The organism is Escherichia sp. WS568, assembly GCF_046486085.1.
GTDB lineage: Bacteria > Pseudomonadota > Gammaproteobacteria > Enterobacterales > Enterobacteriaceae > Escherichia > Escherichia coli.
Genome location: NZ_JBJQMC010000002.1, coordinates 107618 through 132344, shown reverse-complemented (window position 1 = coordinate 132344; position 24727 = coordinate 107618). Strand labels below are relative to the sequence as shown.

Annotated in this window: 25 protein-coding genes and 1 riboswitch; of the genes, 12 read left to right on the top strand and 13 right to left on the bottom strand. The window is 49.6% G+C overall.

Annotated features, from left to right (window positions below; all coding sequences use genetic code 11):
* Nucleotides 1-13: 13 nt before the first annotated feature.
* Complete coding sequence (gene hldE, locus ACJHWR_RS03035) at nucleotides 14-1447, top strand: bifunctional D-glycero-beta-D-manno-heptose-7-phosphate kinase/D-glycero-beta-D-manno-heptose 1-phosphate adenylyltransferase HldE (RefSeq protein ID WP_000869178.1); 1434 nt, start codon at nucleotides 14-16, stop codon at nucleotides 1445-1447.
* A gap of 119 nt (nucleotides 1448-1566) precedes the next feature.
* On the opposite strand, the gene ibsE is transcribed toward hldE, so the two are convergent.
* The 4 genes from ibsE to ACJHWR_RS03015 form a co-directional block, all read right to left on the bottom strand.
* Nucleotides 1567-1626 carry a type I toxin-antitoxin system Ibs family toxin gene (gene ibsE, locus ACJHWR_RS03030; RefSeq protein WP_001387082.1) on the bottom strand — a complete coding sequence of 20 codons (60 nt, stop codon included), beginning with the start codon at nucleotides 1624-1626 and terminating at the stop codon, nucleotides 1567-1569.
* 316 nt (nucleotides 1627-1942) lie between these two features.
* The gene (locus tag ACJHWR_RS03025; protein ID WP_100249717.1) at nucleotides 1943-2002 is read right to left on the bottom strand and encodes a type I toxin-antitoxin system Ibs family toxin; all 60 of its coding nucleotides are present in this window, start codon (nucleotides 2000-2002) and stop codon (nucleotides 1943-1945) included.
* A 238-nt stretch (nucleotides 2003-2240) separates the two neighbouring features.
* Nucleotides 2241-3902 carry a flotillin family protein gene (locus ACJHWR_RS03020; RefSeq protein WP_000341038.1) on the bottom strand — a complete coding sequence of 554 codons (1662 nt, stop codon included), beginning with the start codon at nucleotides 3900-3902 and terminating at the stop codon, nucleotides 2241-2243.
* Between the two features lie 26 nt (nucleotides 3903-3928).
* Nucleotides 3929-4558 (bottom strand): OB-fold-containig protein, encoded by a 630-nt coding sequence (locus ACJHWR_RS03015; protein ID WP_000599936.1) that lies wholly within the window; start codon nucleotides 4556-4558, stop codon nucleotides 3929-3931.
* A gap of 268 nt (nucleotides 4559-4826) precedes the next feature.
* Between ACJHWR_RS03015 and glgS the strand changes: the two genes are divergently transcribed.
* A complete protein-coding gene (gene glgS / locus ACJHWR_RS03010; protein ID WP_001296424.1) occupies nucleotides 4827-5027 on the top strand; it encodes a cell surface composition regulator GlgS in 201 nt (66 codons plus the stop codon).
* Nucleotides 5028-5061: 34 nt separating this feature from the next.
* Here glgS and ubiK read toward each other — a convergent pair whose 3' ends face one another.
* On the bottom strand, nucleotides 5062-5361 hold the full coding sequence (gene ubiK / locus ACJHWR_RS03005; RefSeq protein ID WP_001298379.1) for a ubiquinone biosynthesis accessory factor UbiK: 300 nt from the start codon (nucleotides 5359-5361) through the stop codon (nucleotides 5062-5064).
* A gap of 121 nt (nucleotides 5362-5482) precedes the next feature.
* Nucleotides 5483-5631, top strand: a riboswitch (FMN riboswitch).
* Between the two features lie 103 nt (nucleotides 5632-5734).
* On the opposite strand from ubiK, the gene ribB reads away from it, so the two are divergent.
* Both ribB and yqiD read left to right on the top strand, forming a co-directional pair.
* The gene (gene ribB, locus ACJHWR_RS03000; RefSeq protein ID WP_001076993.1) at nucleotides 5735-6388 is read left to right on the top strand and encodes a 3,4-dihydroxy-2-butanone-4-phosphate synthase; all 654 of its coding nucleotides are present in this window, start codon (nucleotides 5735-5737) and stop codon (nucleotides 6386-6388) included.
* A 261-nt stretch (nucleotides 6389-6649) separates the two neighbouring features.
* Entirely contained in the window at nucleotides 6650-6820 is a 171-nt protein-coding gene (gene yqiD, locus ACJHWR_RS02995) for a protein YqiD (RefSeq protein ID WP_000469266.1), read from the top strand.
* A gap of 57 nt (nucleotides 6821-6877) precedes the next feature.
* On the opposite strand, the gene zupT is transcribed toward yqiD, so the two are convergent.
* A complete protein-coding gene (gene zupT, locus ACJHWR_RS02990) occupies nucleotides 6878-7651 on the bottom strand; it encodes a zinc transporter ZupT (protein ID WP_001295627.1) in 774 nt (257 codons plus the stop codon).
* A gap of 142 nt (nucleotides 7652-7793) precedes the next feature.
* Between zupT and ygiD the strand changes: the two genes are divergently transcribed.
* Nucleotides 7794-8582: a 4,5-DOPA dioxygenase extradiol gene (gene ygiD / locus ACJHWR_RS02985; RefSeq protein WP_001374603.1), complete on the top strand. Its 789-nt coding sequence runs from the start codon at nucleotides 7794-7796 to the stop codon at nucleotides 8580-8582.
* Nucleotides 8583-8627: 45 nt separating this feature from the next.
* On the opposite strand, the gene dsbI is transcribed toward ygiD, so the two are convergent.
* From dsbI to tolC, 6 genes are all read right to left on the bottom strand, one after another.
* Nucleotides 8628-9299 carry a protein-disulfide oxidoreductase DsbI gene (gene dsbI / locus ACJHWR_RS02980; RefSeq protein WP_000511506.1) on the bottom strand — a complete coding sequence of 224 codons (672 nt, stop codon included), beginning with the start codon at nucleotides 9297-9299 and terminating at the stop codon, nucleotides 8628-8630.
* Nucleotides 9300-9313: 14 nt separating this feature from the next.
* Complete coding sequence (locus ACJHWR_RS02975) at nucleotides 9314-9982, bottom strand: thiol:disulfide interchange protein DsbA/DsbL (protein WP_000040017.1); 669 nt, start codon at nucleotides 9980-9982, stop codon at nucleotides 9314-9316.
* Nucleotides 9983-9999: 17 nt separating this feature from the next.
* Complete coding sequence (locus ACJHWR_RS02970) at nucleotides 10000-11796, bottom strand: aryl-sulfate sulfotransferase (protein ID WP_000459870.1); 1797 nt, start codon at nucleotides 11794-11796, stop codon at nucleotides 10000-10002.
* Between the two features lie 484 nt (nucleotides 11797-12280).
* Nucleotides 12281-13441, bottom strand: coding sequence for a glutathionylspermidine synthase family protein (locus tag ACJHWR_RS02965; RefSeq protein WP_000442860.1), 1161 nt, complete (start codon nucleotides 13439-13441; stop codon nucleotides 12281-12283).
* Nucleotides 13442-13446: 5 nt separating this feature from the next.
* Nucleotides 13447-14118, bottom strand: coding sequence for a DUF1190 family protein (locus ACJHWR_RS02960; protein WP_000831543.1), 672 nt, complete (start codon nucleotides 14116-14118; stop codon nucleotides 13447-13449).
* Nucleotides 14119-14265: 147 nt separating this feature from the next.
* The gene (tolC, locus tag ACJHWR_RS02955) at nucleotides 14266-15747 is read right to left on the bottom strand and encodes an outer membrane channel protein TolC (protein ID WP_000735289.1); all 1482 of its coding nucleotides are present in this window, start codon (nucleotides 15745-15747) and stop codon (nucleotides 14266-14268) included.
* A gap of 204 nt (nucleotides 15748-15951) precedes the next feature.
* On the opposite strand from tolC, the gene nudF reads away from it, so the two are divergent.
* From nudF to parE, 5 genes are read left to right on the top strand one after another with little or no spacing between them, the layout of a single operon-like run.
* Nucleotides 15952-16581 carry an ADP-ribose diphosphatase gene (nudF, locus tag ACJHWR_RS02950; RefSeq protein ID WP_000917117.1) on the top strand — a complete coding sequence of 210 codons (630 nt, stop codon included), beginning with the start codon at nucleotides 15952-15954 and terminating at the stop codon, nucleotides 16579-16581.
* Nucleotides 16582-17004, top strand: coding sequence for a DUF1249 family protein (locus ACJHWR_RS02945; RefSeq protein ID WP_000833393.1), 423 nt, complete (start codon nucleotides 16582-16584; stop codon nucleotides 17002-17004).
* 24 nt (nucleotides 17005-17028) lie between these two features.
* Nucleotides 17029-17856, top strand: a complete 828-nt coding sequence (gene cpdA, locus ACJHWR_RS02940) for a 3',5'-cyclic-AMP phosphodiesterase (RefSeq protein WP_000444744.1) — start codon at nucleotides 17029-17031, stop codon at nucleotides 17854-17856.
* Nucleotides 17856-18437, top strand: coding sequence for an esterase YqiA (gene yqiA / locus ACJHWR_RS02935; protein WP_000105733.1), 582 nt, complete (start codon nucleotides 17856-17858; stop codon nucleotides 18435-18437). Before cpdA ends, yqiA begins: the two co-directional genes overlap by 1 nt.
* A gap of 28 nt (nucleotides 18438-18465) precedes the next feature.
* Entirely contained in the window at nucleotides 18466-20358 is a 1893-nt protein-coding gene (gene parE / locus ACJHWR_RS02930; protein ID WP_000195268.1) for a DNA topoisomerase IV subunit B, read from the top strand.
* A 63-nt stretch (nucleotides 20359-20421) separates the two neighbouring features.
* Here parE and ACJHWR_RS02925 read toward each other — a convergent pair whose 3' ends face one another.
* Complete coding sequence (locus ACJHWR_RS02925) at nucleotides 20422-22563, bottom strand: TonB-dependent siderophore receptor (protein WP_001240661.1); 2142 nt, start codon at nucleotides 22561-22563, stop codon at nucleotides 20422-20424.
* Between the two features lie 373 nt (nucleotides 22564-22936).
* Here ACJHWR_RS02925 and ACJHWR_RS02920 point away from each other — a divergent pair, with 373 nt between their 5' ends.
* Both ACJHWR_RS02920 and ACJHWR_RS02915 read left to right on the top strand, forming a co-directional pair.
* Nucleotides 22937-23746, top strand: coding sequence for an ABC transporter ATP-binding protein (locus tag ACJHWR_RS02920; RefSeq protein ID WP_000940868.1), 810 nt, complete (start codon nucleotides 22937-22939; stop codon nucleotides 23744-23746).
* Nucleotides 23743-24726, top strand: coding sequence for a FecCD family ABC transporter permease (locus tag ACJHWR_RS02915; protein WP_000986427.1), 984 nt, complete (start codon nucleotides 23743-23745; stop codon nucleotides 24724-24726). The genes ACJHWR_RS02920 and ACJHWR_RS02915 overlap by 4 nt, the downstream gene beginning before the upstream one ends.
* Nucleotide 24727 lies beyond the last annotated feature (1 nt).

The following is a 24727-nucleotide window of genomic DNA, read 5'->3' as shown; positions in this document are numbered from 1 at the left end:
TCAGGAGACAGGAATGAAAGTAACGCTGCCAGAGTTTGAACGTGCAGGAGTGATGGTGGTTGGTGATGTGATGCTGGATCGTTACTGGTACGGTCCCACCAGCCGTATCTCGCCGGAAGCGCCGGTGCCCGTGGTTAAAGTGAATACCATCGAAGAACGTCCGGGCGGCGCGGCTAACGTGGCGATGAATATCGCTTCTCTCGGTGCTAATGCACGCCTGGTCGGGTTGACGGGCATTGACGATGCAGCGCGCGCGCTGAGTAAATCTCTGGCCGACGTCAACGTCAAATGCGACTTCGTTTCTGTACCGACGCATCCGACTATCACCAAATTACGGGTGCTTTCCCGCAACCAACAGCTGATTCGTCTGGATTTTGAAGAAGGTTTCGAAGGTGTTGATCCGCAACCGCTGCACGAACGGATTAATCAGGCGCTGAGTTCGATTGGCGCGCTGGTGCTTTCTGACTACGCCAAAGGTGCGCTGGCAAGCGTACAGCAGATGATCCAACTGGCGCGTAAAGCGGGTGTTCCGGTGCTGATTGATCCAAAAGGTACCGATTTTGAGCGCTACCGCGGCGCTACGCTGTTAACGCCGAATCTCTCGGAATTTGAAGCTGTTGTCGGTAAATGTAAGACCGAAGAAGAGATTGTTGAGCGCGGCATGAAACTAATTGCCGATTACGAACTCTCGGCTCTGTTAGTGACCCGTTCCGAACAGGGTATGTCGCTGCTGCAACCGGGTAAAGCGCCGCTGCATATGCCAACCCAGGCGCAGGAAGTGTATGACGTTACCGGTGCGGGCGACACGGTGATTGGCGTCCTGGCGGCAACGCTGGCAGCGGGTAATTCGCTGGAAGAAGCCTGCTTCTTTGCCAATGCGGCGGCTGGTGTGGTGGTCGGCAAACTGGGGACATCCACGGTTTCGCCGATCGAGCTGGAAAACGCAGTACGTGGACGTGCAGATACCGGCTTTGGCGTGATGACCGAAGAGGAACTGAAGCTTGCTGTAGCGGCAGCGCGTAAACGCGGTGAAAAAGTGGTGATGACCAATGGCGTCTTTGACATCCTGCACGCCGGACACGTCTCTTATCTGGCAAATGCCCGCAAACTGGGTGACCGTTTGATTGTCGCCGTCAACAGCGATGCCTCCACCAAACGGCTGAAAGGGGATTCCCGCCCCGTTAACCCGCTTGAACAGCGTATGATTGTGCTGGGCGCACTGGAAGCGGTCGACTGGGTGGTGTCGTTTGAAGAAGACACGCCGCAGCGCTTGATCGCCGGGATCCTGCCAGACCTGCTGGTGAAAGGCGGCGATTATAAACCAGAAGAGATTGCCGGGAGTAAAGAAGTCTGGGCCAATGGTGGCGAAGTGCTGGTGCTCAACTTTGAAGACGGTTGCTCGACCACTAACATTATCAAGAAGATCCAACAGGATAAAAAAGGCTAACCGGAAAGCGCTTCACAGTTCTCGCGTTGTGCCGGATAGACCTATTGACGCTGTTGTTTTTTCAACCTAAAGTAAAGGAACAAGGGTAAGGGAGGATTTCTCCCCCCTCTGATGAGTTGTTAGTAAGTCGGGAAACTTAACAGTAACAACACAACCAGTATGATGACGAACTTCATCATAACCCTTTCCTTCTATAAGGCCCCTTCCTCGGGAGGGGCTTTCCCGTTTCAGCCCCTTGCTGACTCCCCGATTGTTGATGAGCGCCAGACCCCGCGCAATGCTTTCTCTTATGCAGTTTTCTCTTCCCCGAGTCGGCTCGCAAAACGCTGTAACAACCTGATCATTTGTACTTTTTAGCAGAACGCAGATATAAAAAATCCCCGGCTTTTTGGGCCAGGGATATGTGTTAATGAAACCTTCTTGACGCTGTTGTTTTTTCAACCTAAAGTAAAGGAACAAGGGTGAGGGAGGATTTCTCCCCCCTCTGATTGGCTGTTAATAAGTGGCGAAACTTACAAGTAACAACACAATCAGTATGATGACGAGCTTCATCATAACCCTTTCCTTCTGTAAGGCCCCTTCCTCGGGAGGGGCTTTCCCGTTTCAGCCCTTTGCTGACTCCCCGATTGTTGATGAGCGCCGGACCCCGCGCAACGCTTTCCCTGAGGCAGTTTTGCCTTCCCCGAGCGGTCACGCAAAACGTTGCAACGACCTGATCATTTGCAGTTTTTAGCGGAACGCAGATATAAAAAATCCCCGGCTTTTTGTGCCAGGGATGTTCATAGCTGAAAATTTATTCTACGTTTTCGGCGACGGGAGTTGTTGAGGTTAAGGGTGAAGTCAATGCAGCCAGTGAGCCGCCTGAAACGCCAATTTCATTGAGCAAGGAGTCAATCAGCGGTGCCTGTGTGCGGTAAGAAAGGGCGGCAGACAATGCCTGTTCTGCCAGGTTTCCGCCACTAACGCTGCCTGATGCCGCATCCCCCGCAGCACCACCTCGGTTTAATCCATCGACCTGAATAATCTTAATGCCGTCAATGGACTTCATCGGCTCAACGGATTTCTCTATTACTGCAGGTAACGACTGTAATAGCGCCAGTTTGAATTTAAGGCTGGTTTGCTCGTCAGAAAGTACGTTGATAGCGTCGTTCAGCGCACGTTGCGCTTCTGCTTCCGCCAGGCCTTTTTTGCGTGTTGCTTCGGCTAACTCAACGATCGCCGCCGCCTGCATCTCTGCGGCTTCTTTCTCTGCTTTCGCCCGCACGGTCAGTTCAACCGCTTTGGTTTCTGCATCCTGCGCGGCAGCGATTAGGGCAACTTGTTTAGCACGATCGGCTTCTGCGGTCTGGCGAGTGGTTTCTACGTTTTGCTGGGCGCTTACCGCTTCTGCAAGTGCAAGGTTGGCACGCGCTTCCGCTTGTGACTGCTGTTCCGATTTGGCGGCAATAGCGATCGATTTCGTCTGGTTGGCGATTTCGGTGACCTGCTGTTGTTCGATCTCTTTAATGCGAACTTCACGTTCAGCTTCAACTTTTCTTGAGCGGACGGCCTGTTCGCGGTCGATTTCTGTTTCCTGAATCTGTCGTTCAGCCAGAATTCGCGTCTGCTCTGCTTCACGACGACGTTCAGCTTCAAAAGCCGCAATTTTCGCATTCTGCTCAGCGGTACGGGTTTTAACCTGCTGCTCCTGCTCAAGCGTCATAAACGCTTCTTGTTGTTCAATCTCCAACTTGCGCGAAAGTGCATCACGGTTTTTCTCACGCACCGCAACTTCTACATCCTGTTCAACTTCGTTACGTTCGCGACGACGGCGCTCCGTCTCCTGCGTCAGCTTGGTTAAACCTTCGGCGTCAAAGGCGTTGTTAGGATTGAAATGTTCTTTCGACGTCTGGTTAAAGTTGGTAAGTGAAACGCTTTCCAGTTCCAGGCCGTTTTTCGACAGATCTTCAGCAACGGTATTTTGTACGCCCTGCACGAAGTTCTCGCGGGTATCCTGTAACTCATGCATGGTCATTTGCGCAGCTGTTGCACGGAGGGCATCGACAAATTTATCTTCAACCAACATACGTAAGTCTTCAGGCGACAGGGTGCGTTGCCCCAGCGTCTGGGCAGCGGTGGCGATCCCTTCTACTGAAGGTTTTACCCGCACAAAGAAAGCGACAACGACATCGACGCGCATACGATCTTTCGTAATCAGGCTATCAATGGTTGAGCGGCTGACTTCCAGCTTCAGAGTATTCATATTGATGGGGATTATTTCATGGAAGATCGGCATCACGATTGCGCCACCGCTCATTACCACTTTTTGCCCACCTAAACCAGTACGAACAAAAGCTTGCTCTGCCGAAGCGCGACGATAGAGCCTGGCGAAAATAATTCCAATAATAAACAGAATGCATACGGCAATAATCGCGGTAAACATCCAGGAGGGCACAGAATTAACAATATCATCCATTATTAAATTTCCTTTTGATTAATAAATTACAATATTTGGGGCCAGGGATTGTTTTCCGCCAAATATCGAGTTGCAGAAAGTCGGCAAATAATTAACACTTTGTCTCCTTTAGTGAAAATTTTTCCTTCTTCAGGCTCCAGTAGTAAATAATGTATTTGGCCAAATTGATCGGTGAGTTTTCCTTCGCAGGGATTACCTGAAGTGGCTTGATGACCGGTAATTAACGCCATGCTACCAATATATTCTTCTTCTGTAATAGCTGAGCTATGATCGCGTGGAATCCAGGGCGCAACTATTTTACCGGTATAATGCACCGCAATAATCGTAAACAGTAAACTGACAGGAACCACAAACAGGTTCGAGAGTGGTGATTGCCAGACCATGATGCAGGTATGCTGCAACAGGATGCCAATAAGACCAAAAAAACCAGCCAGTAAGCAAAGAACGACGAGAGCTGGCAATCTTCCGATATTGAGATAATGAAGTGCCTGGCTAATATGACCTGTGGTTATGGAATCATAATGGTCAAGATGTGCATCAAGTGCACCGGAGAGCATGTGACCGCAGATAAGCGCAAAAATTTCTAAAAGGCCGATCAACAGTACAAAGGAAATAGCGAAAAGATAAGGGGTGTTATAGTCGGCGAATAAAATCATATGTCACTCCAATGTCCATTTAGTGACGCAATATTTACTTTGGGATAGTTTCCTTGCTTACATTTGTCTTTGCTAATAATAACACATGTTGGAGAAGTTCTGGAAGAGAAAGTCTTTTAATATGGTTTTTTATTTTTCACTAAAAAGTGTGATCGGGGACAATATATTTACGCACGTTATGTTTAAAGGCACTACACTGATTGGGGAATACTGAAATCAGAAAAAGCATATGGCCTTAAAAGGTATGCGATAACCGGAGGATGTGCTTATGGATCATAGTCTTAATTCTTTAAATAATTTCGATTTCCTGGCGCGTAGTTTTGCCAGAATGCACGCAGAAGGTCGCCCGGTCGATATTCTGGCCGTTACTGGTAACATGGATGAAGAACATAGAACCTGGTTTTGCGCACGTTATGCCTGGTATTGCCAACAAATGATGCAAACCAGAGAACTTGAATTAGAACACTGATATTACGGGCCGTCTGGCCCGTTTTTGTGTTGCTTTATTCTGCTTTATCAATAGGCGGGATAGCCGGAGGAGATTGAAGATCTGCTACCGAATTATTGCGCGCTTCCAGTTCACTGATGCGCTGCTCCAGTAACGCCAGTTTTTCACGAGTCCGTAACAGGACTTGCGTCTGAACGTCGAATTCTTCGCGGCTTACCAGATCGAGACGTGTCAGCTGCGCTTGTAGGGTTTGGCGGATTTTTTTCTCCACATCTTCCCCGAACTCCCTGATTCCTTTAGGCATTGATTCGTGAACCTGGCGAGCGATTTGCTCAATTTTTTTCGGGTCAATCATTGTAGTTTCCCTGTACTGATAGGTGTTGAGTGCCATTGTAGTGCGATAAGAGTAAGTCATAAACCAGAATTATGTGAAGCTATGCGTTGCTGCCGCTAATCATTAGCGTTATAGTGAATCCGCTTATTCTCAGGGCGGGGCGAAATTCCCCACCGGCGGTAAATCAACTCAGTTGAAAGCCCGCGAGCGCTTTGGGTGCGAACTCAAAGGACAGCAGATCCGGTGTAATTCCGGGGCCGACGGTTAGAGTCCGGATGGGAGAGAGTAACGATTCTGTCGGGCATGGACCCGCTCACGTTATTTTGGCTATATGCCGCCACTCCTAAGACTGCCCTGATTCTGGTAACCATAATTTTAGTGAGGTTTTTTTACCATGAATCAGACGCTACTTTCCTCTTTTGGTACGCCTTTCGAACGTGTTGAAAATGCACTGGCTGCGCTGCGTGAAGGACGCGGTGTAATGGTGCTTGATGATGAAGACCGTGAAAACGAAGGCGATATGATCTTCCCGGCAGAAACCATGACCGTTGAGCAGATGGCGCTGACCATTCGCCACGGTAGCGGTATTGTTTGCCTGTGCATTACTGAAGATCGCCGTAAACAACTCGATCTGCCAATGATGGTAGAAAATAACACCAGCGCCTATGGCACCGGTTTTACCGTGACCATTGAAGCGGCTGAAGGTGTGACTACCGGTGTTTCTGCCGCTGACCGTATTACGACCGTTCGCGCAGCGATTGCCGATGACGCAAAACCTTCTGATCTGAATCGCCCGGGCCACGTTTTCCCACTTCGCGCGCAGGCAGGTGGAGTACTGACGCGTGGCGGCCATACTGAAGCAACTATTGATCTAATGACGCTGGCAGGCTTTAAACCGGCTGGTGTGCTGTGTGAGCTGACTAATGACGATGGCACGATGGCGCGTGCACCAGAGTGCATTGAGTTTGCCAATAAACACAATATGGCGCTCGTGACTATTGAAGACCTGGTGGCATACCGTCAGGCACATGAGCGTAAAGCCAGCTGAAAACCGCTGCTTAATTTACTGCCTTAATCAAGAAACCGAAGTTGTAGCAGGCTTCGGTTTTTATTTTTCCCTGCTATGCAAGATGTTAATTCCGCTTCTCTTTCTATGAGAAAATTTCATTAATATCAGGCATTCTTTTTCATTATGATCAAAATCATATAATTGTTCCGTTATTATGCGACCATATGAATATATCCGAAAAAGGATATGTGAAATTTATGCGCTAAATGTTTAGTATTGTTAAATATTAAGGGTAAAAGGATGTTTATCGCCTGGTACTGGATTGTATTGATTGCTCTTGTTGTTGTGGGTTATTTCCTGCATTTGAAACGTTATTGTCGGGCGTTTCGCCAGGACAGAGACGCACTGCTTGAAGCGCGGAACAAATACTTAAACAGTACGAGAGAAGAGACAGCCGAAAAGGTAGAATAAGGCTTTAGTGAAGCTGGCAGAAGTTGTCCATGCGCTGGACAACTTCTGATGTTGCTTTTAACCAATTCCCGCCGTTTGTAGCAGCACTAAACTGAATCCCATCACTGACATTCCACATAGTACGCCATAGCTGGGGTTATTATTAGGGTCAATCTCTTTGGCGAGCGGCATTAATTCATCAACCGAGAGCGCTACCATAATTCCTGCAACCGCCGCCATGATTGCCGCCATGACCACCGGGGAAATCATGCTACCGAGGATTAACCACGCCAGCACACCACCAAGAATTTCTGCCAGTCCAGAAATCCCCGCCCAAAGAATCGCGGTGCGTTTAGACCCCGTTGCCGCGTAAACCGGGCCTGCAACCGCCAGACCTTCAGGAATATTGTGTAACGCAACGGCCAGTGCGATGCCAAAGCCCAGCTCCAGGTTGCTGCTCGCCGTGACAAAGGTGGCAATCCCTTCCGGGAAGTTATGCAGACTGATGCCGAGAGTGAGCAGAATGGCTGTGCGCTTGATCGATTTTGGCAACGGCTGCACCGATTTTTGCATTAAATCCTGCGGATGCGCATGTGGCAACATGCGGTCCAGGCCAAAATAGCCAAGCAGACCGAAGATAAACATTCCATAACCCAACACAGGTGACATTCCTTCGGCGGCTAATGCGGCAGGAAGCATTTCCATTAATGAGATGAGCAACATGATCCCCGCCGCAAATCCTAGCGAAAACGCCAGTAAGCGGTTCGAGGGTTTTTGCCCGAGAACGCCGAGAAACGCGCCAATAAACGTGGCTGCCCCCGCCAGTATGGTCAGAATGAGAGGTACTGACATCGACAACTCCTTATAAATCTTCACCTTCAGGCAGATCGTCAAAATAACTGATGATCATCATCATTGTTATCCGGGTTCTTACTCCGCCGAACAAGCGTATTGTGAGGATATCAAAATGACACCTTTAGTTAAGGATATCATCATGTCTTCAACACGTATGCCAGCATTGTTTTTAGGTCACGGTAGTCCGATGAACGTGCTGGAAGATAATTTGTATACCCGCAGCTGGCAGACGTTGGGGATGACATTGCCACGCCCGCAAGCAATAGTGGTGGTTTCGGCTCACTGGTTTACCCGTGGAACAGGAGTGACCGCGATGGAGACGCCGCCCACGATTCATGACTTTGGTGGCTTCCCGCAGGCGCTGTACGATACGCATTATCCTGCTCCGGGTTCACCTGCGCTGGCACAGCATCTGGTTGAGCTGTTAGCGCCGGTCCCTGTGACGCTGGATAAAGAAGCCTGGGGCTTCGACCACGGCTCGTGGGGCGTACTGATTAAGATGTATCCTGACGCCGATATCCCGATGGTGCAGTTGAGTATCGACAGTAGCAAACCTGCCGCCTGGCATTTCGAAATGGGGCGCAAACTCGCGGCGCTGCGTGATGAAGGGATAATGTTGGTCGCCAGTGGCAACGTGGTGCATAACCTGCGTACAGTGAAGTGGCACGGTGATAGTTCACCGTATCCGTGGGCGACGTCGTTTAATGAGTATGTGAAAGCGAATCTGACGTGGCAAGGGCCGGTGGAACAACATCCTCTGGTGAATTATCTCGACCATGAAGGTGGCGCGTTATCGAACCCAACGCCAGAGCACTATCTGCCGTTGTTGTATGTCTTAGGTGCGTGGGATGGGCAGGAGCCAATTACCATTCCGGTCGATGGTATAGAAATGGGCAGTTTAAGTATGCTGTCGGTGCAGATAGGTTAATAAAAGAACCCGAAGCCAGAATGACTGGCTTCGGGTGTTGCTGAGTTAGCCTCTGATGATTTTAAGTGCCCATGCGCCACTCATAATGACCAGCAGCACCAGACACATACCAAAAGCCAGCATACAAGCCTGAGCCATATTCATAAAATGCCATGGTGGTAGCAGATACCAGCCTTCAGATTGCTGATACATTTCCACAAACCACTGTTGCGTGCTGCTCAGTGTGACGCCATCAGGAACGATTGGTGCGTCATAGCCACAATCCCCGGTAGGCTTGAACCAATTTGGTGCCCACTGTGCCAGCGGCAGGTTAAAGGGAAAAGTTGGATCGGTAGAGCAACCCTGTACGCCAAACAGTGAATCGGGATCCGGATTATGTACTGCATGGTGGATATCGTTCAGTTTGAGCGAAAACTTCAGTCCCAAAATGCTGCCGTAAAATGCCATCACGCAGCCAATTAGCTTTAGGATGATGTTCTTTGGGTTGATCGCTGCAACCAATCCTCCAATAACCATCACAAACATGGCGTAGCGAATGTATACACATTGCTCACAGGGTGCCATGTAGAGATAGATCTGGAAGAAAGAGTGCGCCAGGATAATTAACGCGCCCATCGCAACGGCCATTAACAACCACAACAAGCGTTGCTCCTGCCATCTGACCAGTGTGTCAACTGGTGATGTGCGAAGATCTTTCCACATTCCCTTAATACCCATAGCCTGTTTCCCTGTTATTTGCTTGCTAACTCACGGATAAGGTCTGCCATCGCGTCGATGGATTTGATGCTCTTGGTGTAGATCAAGTACTTACCATTAACGACATAGGCTGGAACCCCCTGGATTTTGGCGACATCATAAGAGGCTTTCCATTTTTCCAGTGTTTCTTGAACCGCTGGTTCTTTCAGTGCCGCTTCAAAATCCGCCTGACTCATACCTGCGGCATCCAGACCGGTTTTGATAAAAGCAGCCGGATCTTTACCGTCAGACCAGCGTTCTTTTTTGTCGTGATAAGCCACGTAGTAGGCAAACTTGGCTTTCTTAAACTGAGAGTTAGCATCAAATAAGGAAATGCCTGCTGCTTTATCTTTATTGATCAAGACCGCAAAGACTTCGCTTGCTTGTTTGCCGTATTCACCTTTGGTTTCCAGATGGAACGGCGTGAAAGCAACGATATCTTTCACTTTTTCCGATACCGGACCGGTAACCGCTTTGTCGTACTTGTAACAGAACGGGCAGGCGTAGCTGAATACCTTAATCAGCGTTTTGTCTGCATTCGGAATAGGTTTTTCCAGAACCATGTAATCCGTGCCTTCGGTAAATGCAGAAGCGGTAAATGAAACAGCCAAAGCTGCGGTAAGCAGTATGCTTTTAAATAGTGATGAGATCCCTAATTTCGACATTTTTATTCCCTTCTTAATTATTTGAACATCTGTTGTGGACGGACTAACAATGCACGATAGTGAGTCTGATTGGGTTTATCTGACAGCACGTCGATTTCCACTTTCACTTCTTTGGTTTTGTAATCGATTTCGTTCAACTTACCGACGGTTGGCTGCCCGACATCGAACAAATGAATAGAACCACCGAAGCCAAACATGGTGTTACGGTCGGCTTGATATTCAATGATGGAGGTGATTGGGCTATAGAAATCGTAGCCACGTTCTTTACCGTATTCCCACACTTGCTGAACGGTGCCTTTCTTCTCATCAATCTTATATTCCACAAAGCGGGAATATTTCATGGTTGGTAAGGCAGGTTGTTCCAGATGACGACCATCGCCATTATCAAAAATGGTGAGCGTTCCTTTGCTGGAAATCCAGGCGGTATGCTGGGTGTAGGTAAAGTCGAAGTCTGAGTTTTCGCACAGGCCATTTTCGTTACAGGTAATTGGCTTACCGTTAGCATCAACCGGTTTCAGCAGCTTGCTGGCCAGCGGTTTTTCCCAACCTTTAGAGGGTGCAAGGATCCATTTCACTTGCTTATCACGACCAATCTTCACAACACCCTGGTGACGAGAAGAGAGAATAATTGAGTCATCTTTTGCGTCATAAGCGATGGAATTAACGTGCGCCCAGTTACGGCCTGGCCCTACACCCAGAGCGTCGCCGAACGGTGTATCTGGTTCCAGTTTTGCCTGTTGTCCTGCATGGGCAAGGTCAACGTTAACGCAAACTGCACCTGCATCCAGCGCGCCGAGCAGTGCATCGCGTTTCGGATCGAGGATCTTCGTCAGATCCCATACATCTACAACGCGACCAGATTTATCGACTTCGAGGATATGGTCACGAATGGTGGTGACGTGTACGCCGTCATCGCGACGATAGTTACTCTTACCTACGCGCAACAGTACCGTGCCATTTGGCGTCTCAATGGATTCATGAGTAGCGTCAGCAAATCCGCGCGGTAGTTTGTGATCTTCGAGCACCTGCCCCATCATGTCGAACTCGTACCAGTGCTGACCTTGTACAGCGGTAAAGGTGCCGCGTGGCGTTTCGCGGATACCCATCAGATAACCACGTTTGTTAATGTTGCGGTCACGACCATCGTAGAAGGTGTTTTGATCCAACCACCAGCGGTATTCGCCTTCCGTATCGACGATAAAGGTGAATGGCGCGATATCAAAAGGGAGTGCGCCAGTTGCCGGACCCGCATCAAGGATACCGGCATTTTTATCTTTCTCACCATGCCAGTGGAGATCGGAACCTTGGGCGGTAAAGGTGTGGGTATTAACCAGATAGAGGCGATCTTCAAAACCCGGTGCGACTTTAATAACTTTGGTCTGTTGTAAATCGGAGATAGAGCGGTTATCCATGTAATTATTGACGATGGCCGAAGTGTGCACCACATAATCATCTTTCATGACCTTGCCGTTTTCTTTCCACTCAACGGTCACTTTGTTAGCAAATTTCTGATAAAGACCAAAAATCGGTACACCATCGTAAGTTTTTAGTGATTCCTGACCCACGGGATAGCTGATTTCTACGCCTTTTTCGCCCTTCCCATGGACGGTAACTCTGACGTCAGAAATAACATGGCTATCTAAGTCAACCAAAGCGGTCAGTGGTGCATTGCCGTAGGGATCGACAATGACCGCACCCAGTTGCCCGGCAGGCGGCGCTGGTTTAAAACCCGCAGCCATCACCCCCGATGCTGACAAACCCAGGGTTATCGCCACAGTTCCGGCTACGAGTGTTTTTCTATATTTATCAAACATGGATATATCTCCTTATATAACGCAAATATATAATAATGATGAATATCGACTGTTGAGAGGGTGCTAATAAATTCGTTACGTGAATATGAATATTAATTCAATAAAGAGTGAGAATGCTTTTGTGTTTCTTTTAAATATGTTGTTATTCGGTGAAACAAATATTTATGTTTAATGGATAGTAGGGGGGCAATATATCAATCACAATGTTCAATACTGTGTAGTGTGATCCCTGCAACATTGTTTTTTAATTATTAAATTTAAATCTGGTGAGATAAAAGTAAAGTATTTAAATAATATCAAATAGTTATGTTGTGATGTATTCACTTACTTTAATTACAATATCGCTTGCATATGACGATTTAACATTAAATTGAGTATTAATGTTAAATAAAGGTTGGATATGTATGTGTTTATATATTGATGGGAATTATGAATGGTGGATTATAAGAGATTGCCCCGCTTATCGGGGCAATATTAAGCTGTATTACTCAACAAAAATATGCGGATAAAACCGAGACATATCCTGGGTGATCAATGCACGGTCTTCACGAATGCCAATTCCGGCAGGTTGATCGTTCACCAGCCAGCTACCAATCAGCATATAGCTGTCGCCGAATTTCGGTAACGGGTGGAATTGCTGAACAATCATCCCTTCTTCGCCATACGGACCTTCCGCTGCTTCAATGGTTTTGCCGTTCTCAATGATCGACACGTTTGCGCCTTCACGGGAGAAGATCGGTTTAACCACATATTTTTCCATTTGCGGATGATCATCTTCCGCAAAATAAGCGGGCAGCAGGTTCGGGTGATTCGGGAACATCTCCCACAGTAGCGGTAGAAGCGCTTTGTTGGAGATAATGCTCTTCCACGCCGGTTCCAGCCAGCGTACGCCTGCATCCTCCAGCTTGGTGGAGAACATCTCACGCAACATAAATTCCCACGGATACAGCTTGAACAGGTTGGAAATCACCTGATCCTGTAAATCCGTGAACTGACCTTTTTCACCTAACCCGATATCGTCGATGTAGAGGAACTCGGTAGCGATTTCAGCTTCCGTCGCGCAGTCCTGCAAATACTGAATGGTTCCGCGATCTTCCACCGTGTCGCGACAGCAGGTGAGATGCAGCAACTGGAAGCCATACTGTTCACGCAGCTCAACGAAGCGATCGATCAGCTTTTCTTGCAAACTGTTAAACTGGTCGCTGCCCTCCGGCAAGTTACCGGCGTTAAGCTGATCTTCCAGCCAGATCCACTGAAAGAACGCCGCCTCGTATAGTGACGTTGGCGTATCGGCGTTATTTTCCAGAAGCTTAGGTTCGCCAGTGCCATCCCACGCCAGATCAAGACGCGAATAAAGCGATGGCTGGTGCGTCAGCCATGACTGGCGCACAAAACTCCAGGTGTGTTTTGGTATGCGGAATTTGGTCATCAGCTCATCGCTGGCGATCACTTTTTCCACCACTTTCAGGCACATCTGGTGCAGTTCGGCGGTGACTTCTTCCAGCTTTTCAACCTGAGCGAGGGTCAACTTGTAGTAAGCATCTTCACACCAGTACGGCTCGCCGTACATGGTGTGAAAATTGAAACCGTATTCGTGGGCTTTTTCGCGCCAGTCCGGGCGCTCGGTAATACTGACTCTTTCCATCGGTATCAGCCACCCATTGAACGAGAAGAGGTGCCGGTTGCGCTACGCTGCATAGTGCTTTGTTTGGCAACAGATTCACCAAAACCGCCACGGGTAACGGTAGTGGTGGTCGCCGGTTTTGGTGCCATTGCCGTCTTCGGTACGGTCATGGTGCGGCCTGGCTGGGCTGCGCCATAGTTTTTACCCGTCGCGTCGGTATATTTACCGTAAGCCGGGCTGGCCGGGTTTTTCGAGGAGAACAGCGGCTGCTGTGCAAATCCCGCGCCGCCGCCCATCAGACGCCCCATCATGTAACCGGCCATCAGCGGCATCCAGAAACTTCCGCTGGATTGCTGGGCCTGCGCCTGGTTTTCTGGTGCCATACCAGCCTGGGCTGGTGCCTGCTGGCACTGACCTTCACCAAATTCAGCAACACAGTCTTCACGGGTGGCGTATTTCGGCGCAGTACGTTCGGCTTCTTTCAGCGCATTGTTGTACGCGGTGGTACATTCGGCGCTTTTGCCTGGGTTTGCAGCTGAACAGTCGTCAGCATTTTGATAGAGAGACACTGTTTCATCACTCTTTTCACAGCCAGCCAGCATAAAAACAGTGGCAACCGCGAGAGCGACTGGTGTCAGATGGCGTGCGCTCCAGTTTTTGCGGAACGATGCGTGGCGTATGGATTTTGTCCGTTTCATTTTTGTCTTCCGGGACCAGTGGTAAATACCCATCAGAATAGAGGATGGCTGGTCGAAATTGAAGCGAGAAGGGGGAAGAATGCGGCAGATAACCCGTATCTTTACGTTGCCTTACGTTCAGACGGGGCCGAAGCCCCGTCGTCGTCATCAGTTACGGAAAGGGTTATGACCGTTACTGGTGGTAGTGCGTGCGGATGTTTGCTGAACGACGGGTGCCGGGCTATCAGGCGCATAACCATCAGCAATAGCATTCTGTTCCGGCGTTTGCGGGGCAACGTTTTCCGGATTAGTGGAAACCGGTTTGCTCAGCGCATTGTTCAGTGCCAGAAGATCCTGCTCGTTCAACGTACCCAGAGCTGATTTAATATTCAACTGGTTAATCAGGTAGTTATAACGCGCATTTGCCAGCTCTTGCTTGGCGTTGTACAGCGTGGTGGTCGCATCCAACACATCAACAATGGTACGCGTACCGACCGAGTAACCCGCTTCCATCGCGTCTAATGAGCTTTGAGCGGAAACTACGGCTTGTTTGTAGGCGTTAATGCTACTGATAGAAGCATTAATGTTGTTGAAGGAGGAACGTACGGTTTGTACGACGCTACGATGCGCGCTTTCCAGTTGCTCGCTGGCACCAACAAAGTTGTACTGGGCCTGTTTCACCTGCGAGTTAACCATTCCGCCCTGATAAATCGGCAGCGAGAAGCTCAGGCCAACTTTGTTCTGGCCCATATTGCTATCGTCATACTGGGTACCAGCGGCACCACGGGTTTTCGAACCGCTATAAGAGGTGTCAGAAATCCCGGTAGAAGCCGTTAAATCCAGAGTCGGTAAGTGACCATCCTGCGCCTGGCGAATTTGCTCGCGCGCCAGGTCCTGGCTCAAGCGCGCCTGTAACAACGACAGGTTGCGTTTTTCGGCTTCTTTCAGCAGCGTGTTAACCGGCTGTGGTTTGTCGGTTTTAAAGTTTTCGACATTCAGCGCCGCCAGTTCCGGATAGTAGTTACCGGTGATCTGGCGCAGCTGCTCTACCGCGTTATCAAGGTTATTACGTGCGGTCACTTCGTTCGCCAGCACGGTATCGTACTGTGCGCGGGCGTTCTGCACGTCAGTGATCGCTACCAGGCCCACGTTAAAACGTTGGGTGGTTTGATCTAATTGACGGTAGATCGCTTCTTTTTGCGCCTGTGTATAGGAAAGAACGTCAATAGCATTCAACACGTTGAAATAAGCGGTCGCGGTGTTGAGGATCAAAGTTTGTTGATCGGTCTGATACGTGACGTCCTGAATCCCAGCTGCTTTTTCCTGCAGCGTTAACGCACGCCATTTCGACATATCAAAAATGGATTGAGTTAACTGCAGGGACGCACTGGTCGCGTTAGAGTTGATGCCGTTCGCGTCGCGGTAGCCGTTGCTATAGGTGTAATCTGCACCTAAACCTAGCTGTGGCAGTAATGGACTGCGCGCTTCATTAATTTTTTCAAAGGCAGCATCACGATCGGCGGCAGACTTACGCAATTCCGGGTTACTAAGGCGTGCTTGCTGATAAACTTGCATCAGGTTCTCGGCCTGGCTCAACGAACTGAAACCAGAAAGGCTCAGGCCGATAAGAATGGGGAGCAATTTCTTCATTTGCATTCCTTGTGGTGAAGCAGTATTTAGCGCGATCAAACTGTAAAATTATTGCGGATTCTAGCAGAAGCCGCTACCGCAAAAGGTTGGCGTTACGTGCCATAGGGCGTTAATGTGCCTCAATTTAACACATGACTGCTCAAACGGCAGTCAAACGTCGCTGAAATTCACATTTAATTCACTATTAGTGCCAGGACATTAACAATGCTTAAGCCAGACAACCTGCCCGTTACATTTGGCAAAAACGATGTAGAAATTATTGCACGAGAAACACTTTATCGCGGCTTTTTTTCATTAGATCTTTATAGATTTCGTCATCGTCTATTCAACGGGCAAATGAGTCATGAGGTACGGCGGGAAATTTTTGAGCGCGGTCACGCCGCAGTCTTGCTACCCTTTGACCCAGTACGTGATGAAGTTGTGCTGATTGAGCAGATTCGAATTGCCGCGTACGACACTAGCGAAACCCCCTGGCTACTGGAGATGGTTGCCGGGATGATTGAAGAGGGTGAAAGTGTGGAAGATGTTGCCCGTCGCGAAGCGATTGAAGAGGCGGGGCTGATAGTCAAACGGACCAAACCGGTGTTAAGTTTCCTGGCAAGCCCGGGGGGCACCAGTGAGCGTTCGTCAATTATGGTGGGCGAAGTGGACGCCACGACCGCAAGCGGTATTCACGGTCTGGCTGATGAAAACGAAGATATTCGCGTTCATGTGGTAAGCCGGGAACAGGCATACCAGTGGGTAGAAGAGGGGAAAATCGACAACGCAGCGTCGGTCATCGCTTTGCAATGGCTGCAGCTGCATCATCAAGCGTTAAAAAATGAGTGGGCATAAATGAAGCGTTACACACCTGACTTTCCTGAAATGATGCGCCTGTGCGAGATGAACTTTTCACAATTGCGCCGTTTGTTACCGCGCAATGACGCACCCGGCGAAACTGTAAGCTATCAGGTGGCAAACGCACAATATCGGCTGACGATTGTGGAATCGACCCGATACACTACCCTGGTGACAATAGAACAGACTGCGCCCGCGATCAGTTACTGGAGCCTTCCGTCAATGACGGTGCGTCTGTATCATGACGCGATGGTGGCTGAAGTGTGTTCAAGCCAGCAGATTTTTCGCTTCAAAGCGCGGTATGATTATCCTAATAAAAAGTTGCATCAACGCGACGAAAAGCATCAAATTAATCAGTTTTTAGCGGACTGGTTGCGATACTGTTTAGCACATGGAGCGATGGCGATTCCGGTTTATTAGCGTCGTGAAACCTAAGGACACCATTTGGAAAGCCTGTTAACCCTTCCTCTGGCTGGTGAGGCCAGAGTCAGGATTTTACAAATTACCGACACTCACCTGTTTGCACAAAAGCACGAAGCCCTGTTAGGGGTAAACACCTGGGAAAGCTACCAGGCGGTGCTGGAGGCGATTCGGCCACACCAGCACGAATTCGACCTGATTGTCGCGACAGGTGATTTAGCGCAGGATCAATCCTCTGCGGCCTATCAGCATTTCGCTGAAGGCATCGCAAGTTTTCGTGCGCCCTGCGTCTGGCTGCCGGGCAACCACGATTTCCAGCCCGCGATGTACAGCGCGTTACAGGATGCGGGTATCTCCCCGGCGAAGCGGGTGTTTATTGGTGAGCAATGGCAAATCCTGTTGCTGGATAGCCAGGTGTTTGGCGTGCCGCACGGTGAGCTGAGCGAGTTTCAGCTTGAGTGGCTGGAACGTAAACTGGCCGATGCGCCAGAACGCCATACGTTGCTGCTGCTGCATCATCATCCGCTACCTGCGGGTTGTAGTTGGCTTGATCAACACAGCCTGCGTAACGCGGGCGAACTGGATACCGTGCTGGCGAAGTTTCCGCACGTCAAATACTTGCTGTGCGGTCATATTCATCAGGAGCTGGATCTCGACTGGAACGGTCGCCGCTTGCTGGCAACGCCGTCGACCTGTGTGCAGTTTAAGCCGCACTGTTCTAACTTTACGCTGGACACCATCGCGCCCGGCTGGCGTACTCTCGAGTTACATGCTGATGGCACGCTGACCACCGAGGTGCATCGCCTGGCGGACGCACGCTTCCAACCTGATACCGCTTCAGAAGGCTACTGATGTCTACGCTTCTTTATTTACACGGTTTCAACAGCTCGCCGCGCTCTGCAAAAGCGAGCTTGTTAAAAAACTGGTTGGCGGAACATCACCCTGACGTAGAGATGATCATTCCGCAGTTGCCGCCGTATCCTTCCGATGCGGCAGAACTGCTGGAATCCATTGTCCTGGAACATGGCGGCGATTCGCTGGGTATTGTCGGTTCGTCACTGGGGGGATATTACGCCACCTGGTTGTCGCAATGTTTTATGCTGCCCGCAGTGGTGGTAAACCCGGCGGTGCGCCCGTTTGAACTGCTGACGGACTATCTCGGTCAGAACGAGAACCCCTACACCGGGCAGCAATATGTGCTAGAGTCACGCCATATTTACGATCTCAAAGTCATGCAGATTGACCCGCTGGAAGCGCCGGATTTGATCTGGCTGCTGCAACAGACGGGAGATGAAGTGCTGGATTACCGCCAGGCGGTGGCGTACTACGCTTCCTGCCGCCAGACTGTCATAGAAGGCGGCAACCACGCATTCACGGGCTTCGAAGATTATTTCAACCCGATCGTCGATTTTCTTGGTCTGCACCATCTCTGACGATCAACTCGAATTGCTAACTTAAACCATGACGCAAACTTATAACGCTGATGCCATTGAGGTACTCACCGGGCTTGAGCCGGTTCGCCGCCGTCCGGGGATGTATACCGATACCACTCGCCCTAACCATTTGGGGCAAGAAGTTATTGATAACAGTGTCGATGAAGCACTGGCGGGCCACGCAAAACGCGTGGATGTAATCTTACATGCCGACCAGTCGTTAGAAGTGATTGACGATGGGCGCGGGATGCCGGTAGATATTCACCCGGAAGAGGGGGTACCGGCGGTTGAACTGATTCTTTGCCGTCTGCACGCGGGCGGTAAATTCTCTAACAAAAATTACCAGTTCTCTGGCGGCCTGCATGGCGTGGGGATTTCGGTGGTTAACGCCCTGTCGAAGCGCGTAGAAGTTAACGTACGCCGCGATGGTCAGATCTATAACATCGCCTTTGAAAATGGCGAAAAGGTGCAAGATTTACAGGTTATCGGCACTTGCGGTAAACGCAATACCGGTACCAGCGTGCACTTCTGGCCGGATGAAACCTTCTTTGACAGCCCGCGTTTTTCTGTTTCACGCCTGACGCATGTGCTGAAAGCCAAAGCGGTACTGTGCCCTGGTGTTGAGATCACCTTTAAAGATGAGATCAACAACACCGAACAGCGCTGGTGCTATCAGGACGGTCTGAATGATTACCTGGCGGAAGCGGTAAACGGTTTACCGACGCTGCCAGAAAAACCGTTTATCGGTAATTTCGCTGGCGATACTGAAGCGGTGGACTGGGCGCTACTGTGGCTGCCGGAAGGCGGTGAACTGCTGACCGAAAGCTACGTCAACCTGATCCCAACGATGCAGGGTGGTACGCACGTTAATGGCTTGCGTCAGGGCCTGCTGGATGCGATGCGCGAGTTCTGTGAATATCGCAACATTCTGCCGCGCGGCGTGAAGCTGTCGGCGGAAGATATCTGGGATCGCTGCGCCTATGTGCTGTCAGTAAAAATGCAGGATCCACAGTTTGCCGGGCAGACCAAAGAGCGTCTCTCTTCGCGTCAGTGCGCGGCATTTGTTTCTGGCGTGGTGAAAGATGCCTTCACCTTGTGGCTGAACCAGAACGTTCAGGCGGCTGAACTGCTGGCGGAGATGGCGATTTCCAGCGCCCAGCGCCGTATGCGTGCGGCCAAAAAAGTGGTGCGTAAAAAGCTGACCAGCGGCCCGGCGTTGCCTGGCAAACTGGCTGACTGTACCGCGCAGGACCTTAACCGTACCGAGCTGTTCCTTGTGGAAGGTGACTCCGCAGGCGGATCTGCCAAGCAGGCGCGCGATCGCGAATATCAGGCGATCATGCCACTGAAAGGTAAGATCCTTAACACCTGGGAAGTCTCTTCCGACGAAGTGCTGGCTTCGCAGGAAGTGCACGATATTTCGGTAGCTATCGGTATCGATCCTGACAGCGACGATTTGAGCCAGCTTCGTTACGGCAAGATCTGTATCCTGGCGGATGCTGACTCCGATGGTCTGCACATTGCCACGCTGCTCTGCGCTTTGTTTGTAAAACACTTCCGCGCATTGGTGAAACACGGTCACGTTTACGTTGCACTGCCACCGCTCTACCGTATTGACCTCGGGAAAGAGGTTTATTACGCGCTGACGGAAGAAGAGAAAGAGGGCGTACTTGAGCAATTAAAACGCAAGAAAGGCAAGCCAAACGTCCAGCGTTTTAAAGGTCTCGGGGAAATGAACCCGATGCAATTGCGCGAAACCACGCTTGATCCGAACACTCGCCGTCTGGTGCAGTTGACTATCGATGATGAAGACGATCAGCGTACTGACGCGATGATGGATATGCTGCTGGCGAAGAAACGCTCGGAAGATCGCCGCAACTGGTTGCAAGAGAAAGGCGACATGGCAGAGATTGAGGTCTGATAATCCTCCCGCCAGAAGAATAAAACATAGCCCGGTATACAAGTGTATACCGGGCTTTTTTGATCAAAATTCCATTTTCACCGTGAATTGCACTTCACGAGGATCGCCAATCTGGTTGCCCAGATTATTTGTGGCGATGGAAGAGGTGTAATACGTTTTATCAAACAGGTTTTTGACGTTTAATTGCAGTGTGACCGGATACTGCAATTTCATTTTGTATGCGGCGAAGGCATCGGCAACGAAATAGCCTGGCAGATAATAGTCAGCCCCATTGGTTGCCGAACGACGGCTTACGCCATGTCCACCACCGCCAAACGTCAGTGTGTTATTGCCAGGCATGTTATGAATGTCATAAGTCAGGAATAGCGAACCGGTATGACGAGGAACATTCGGCAATGGTTTCCCTGCATAATCAGGATCCTCCAGAACCTTAGCATCGGTATAGCCGTAGCTGGCAATGATATTAATGTTTTCAGTTAATGCTCCCGCAAGGTCGACTTCTACCCCTCTTGAACGAACACGGCCTGCCGTTTTGGCAATGGTTTCATCACCAACACTTTCGGTATACAACACATTACGTTTATGGATATCAAACAGCGCAATATCTGCGGTGATACCATCGAATAGCTCGAATTTTGCCCCGACTTCGTAAGCATTAGATGATTCCGGTGGAAGATCGCCAATGTAGCTGGCAATTGACGACTGCGGCATAAATGTTTGCGAATAATTGGCAAATAAGGATACCGATGGCGTCAGTTTGTAGACTAACCCCAGTTTGGGAGTCCATTGTTCATCGCGGCTGTCAGTATTGACATTAAAAGGACGGCCTTTACCCGCATACTGCGTGTAATACTGATAGCGGATCCCGGCGACGGCAATCCAGTTATCGGTCAGATAGAGTGCGTCCTGTGCATACGCTGAGTAGCTCTCCTGTTTGATCGTCTGATCACTGTCCGACGCCGAAACCGTTGTACATTTGCTGGTATTACCATAAACAGGGTTGTAGATATTGAAATCTTTAGCTTTTTTACAGCGAATCATATCTGTACGCAGAAGATCATAATATTCATATGACACCCCACCCAGAATCTCATTATAGAATCCGGCAATATCAACATTCCCTTGCAGATCCGCACGAGTAGCATGCATACGCTGGGTAGATCCCTGAGTTGCATCAACACGCCGTGTCAGTGTTCCTGTCGTTGCATCATACGCGGTAACACGCGCCTGATTATCGCTGTATTTATCCTGGCTGTAGCTGTAATCAAAGCGCGCTGTCCACTGGCTATTGAGATGATATTCTGCGTTGAGTTGCGCCAGATCGGACTTTCCATCTGTAATATTAAACGGTTCGTCAAAACGTATTTTTCGATCAACGTTTACGGGCTGTTTCGTCGTAAGGTCGAAAATCGTTCCACGATCGAACGGAGTTTTATAGTCCCGATGGGAATAGAGCATAGTTACTGTTGCATTATCACCAAACCAGGTGAGTGACGGGGCAATAAATGTACTGCGCTCTTTACCGAAGTTTCGCCAGTAATCTTCATCCTGCACTTCCCCGGTAAGGCGATACGCCAGCTGAGTGCCTTCAATGGGACCTGTGATATCAAGTTGCCCAGTGCCGCCACCAAAACTGGAGGAGGTGGCTGAAACCGAACCATGGAATGTTTTTTCCGGGCGCTTGGTCACGACGTTAATCAGTCCACCAGGATCGAGAATGCCATACAGCGTGGAGGCCGGACCTTTTAGCACTTCCACACGTTCTGTGGCGGCGTTGAAACTGCGAGGAAGTACAGTTCGCAGGCCGTTGGTCATGATGGAGCCATCCCGGTTAGCACCAAACCCACGACGTACAAAGGCGTCCTGAGTTCCGCCTAATGTATTGGTCTGTACCACGTTACTGACGTTATAAAGCGCTTCATCCAGCGTCGTCGCATTCTGATTTTCCAGAACCTGATCGCTAACCGTATTGACCACCTGCGGGATATCCAGCATCGGCATATCGGTTAATGTCGCCGTGGAAGTGCTCAGAGGTTGATAACCATCGGTTGCCTCAGTTGCGGTATTTGCATCTGCTGTAACAGTGATTGTTTCGCCATCTTTGGTCGTTACAGAGTCTGTTGCATGAATCATCGGTGCCGCAAAAAGCAGTGAAAAGAGCGCCCGACCTTTGAGTCCTGAGAATGAAGGTGTGAACATAGCCATTTAGTCTGTTATCCCAAAAACTCGCGGATTGTCGCGAGTGAAAATTGTTTCTTATTGCTCACTAAGCACTATCCGTTTGTTATTTCGCCATCGGATATGTAATTGAGAATCATTCAATCACGCAGTAATGTAGTAGTAAATGAGAAATAACAAAAAATTGCTACATGTGTTTTTATGAAAAGTTTATACAATTTGATTGCTTTTAATTTATTGATATTTAATGGTTTTGTTTTTATGTGCAAAAATATTTTACCTGTTATTTACCTTGTTTTTGTGTGGCTTTTAACTGCTTGACTACTACATTTTGTGGCGTCAAACTCTCAAAGGAGAATGAGTTTTATTTTTGTTTGTCTTTGATTAAGTTGGCGTACACGTGGCACATAACGCAAAAGGGCAGGGGCTGATCCTCGACAATGTTTCTGCCGGGTATCACAAGAAAATCATTGTTGATGGTGTTTCTTTCTCCGTTCCCACAGAAAAAATGACCGTTCTGGTTGGGGCAAACGGCTGTGGAAAGTCGACGCTGCTCAGCACCATTGCTCGTATCTTGCAACCCATGGGCGGTTCGATATTGCTGGATGGTAAAGCGATTCACGAGCAACCAACGAAAGCGTTATCCCGTAGACTTGGGATCTTGCCGCAGTCGCCATTATTGCCGGAGGGCTTAACCGTTTATGAACTGGTGTCGCGTGGGCGTTTTCCCTGGCAGAATTTCATTCGTCAATGGAGCGACGCCGATGAGCTGGCGGTAGAAGAGGCCCTGAAATTAACGGGTACGCAGGAGTTTGCACATTTACCTGTTGAAAAACTCTCTGGTGGGCAGCGCCAGCGTTGCTGGATTGCGATGGTGTTGGCGCAAAAGACGCCTTATATCCTGCTGGATGAACCCACAACCTGGCTTGATTTACGTTATCAGGTTGAAATTCTTGAGTTATTACATGATTTAACGCGTCATCACGGGCGTACAGTCGTCGTGGTGTTGCATGATCTGAATTTTGCCGTCAATTATGGCGATACGTTGATATTTTTACGCCAGGGGAAAGTGGTGCGTGTGTTGAATGAGGGGGAGCATTGCACGCCTGAGCTGGTAAAAGCGGTCTTTGACGTTGATGTTCACGCATCAATAAATCCTCTGACGGGAAAGCCGTTCTTCATGCCGTTTCGTGGTGTAGAAAAAGTATGATGCGCACAGGGCTGGTTACTGTAATTTTCCTCGCCTTACTGCTGGTGGGATGCGTGGTATATCCAGGGATTGGTGCCCGATTTATTGCACCACAAACGGTGTTGCAGGCATTTCTTCATTTTGATCCGCAAAACTTCGATCACAACGTAATTGTAAGACTCCGTTTGCCGCGTTTAGCGGCAGCATTGCTTACCGGTGCTTCTCTTGGAGTTGCTGGTGCTTTGTTGCAGGCTGTCATTCGTAACCCATTGGGGGAGCCACATATTTTAGGCTTAAATGCCGGAGCCGCTCTTGCTGTCGTTGCTGCCAGTGCGCTTGGGCTGGCCTTTCCGGTTGGACGCCCACTGCTGGCATCTACGGGCGGCGCGTTATTGTTCCTGTTGATATTGCTGCTTTCCTCCGCAGGGCGTTCAGGGTTAACGCCAATGAAAGTTACTTTATGCGGCGTGGCGCTATCGGCGTTCGTGTCCTCAATAACGGCTGCAATCCTGATTCTTGACGAACAAACACTGCTGGCGATGCGGACATGGCTAGCAGGTGATTTAGCGGGGCAGGATTGGGCGACGCTGGGTACGTCCGCCTGGTTTTCTCTGGGGGGATTTGTGTTAGCCCTTTACCTTGCACCCTCCCTTAACATGTTGGCACTGGGCGATCGCATGGCGCAGGGGCTGGGCGTCTCTGTATTCCGCACGCGAACATTCACCCTGCTTGCGATCGCGTTGCTCTGTGGCGCAGCCGTATCGATTGCTGGCCCCATTGGTTTTGTCGGCCTGCTAGTACCGCAGATTGTCCGGCGTCTGGTATCAGCGGATCTGCGCGTTCTGCTCCCTCTTTCAGCTTGTGTCGGCGCACTTTTGTTATTACTGGCAGATATTATTGCCCGTACGCTTTTCACACCCCATGAGTTAGCGACCGGTGTCATGACGGCGTTAGTTGGTGCGCCTGTTTTTGTCATTATGGCGACGAGGATGTTCAAATGAG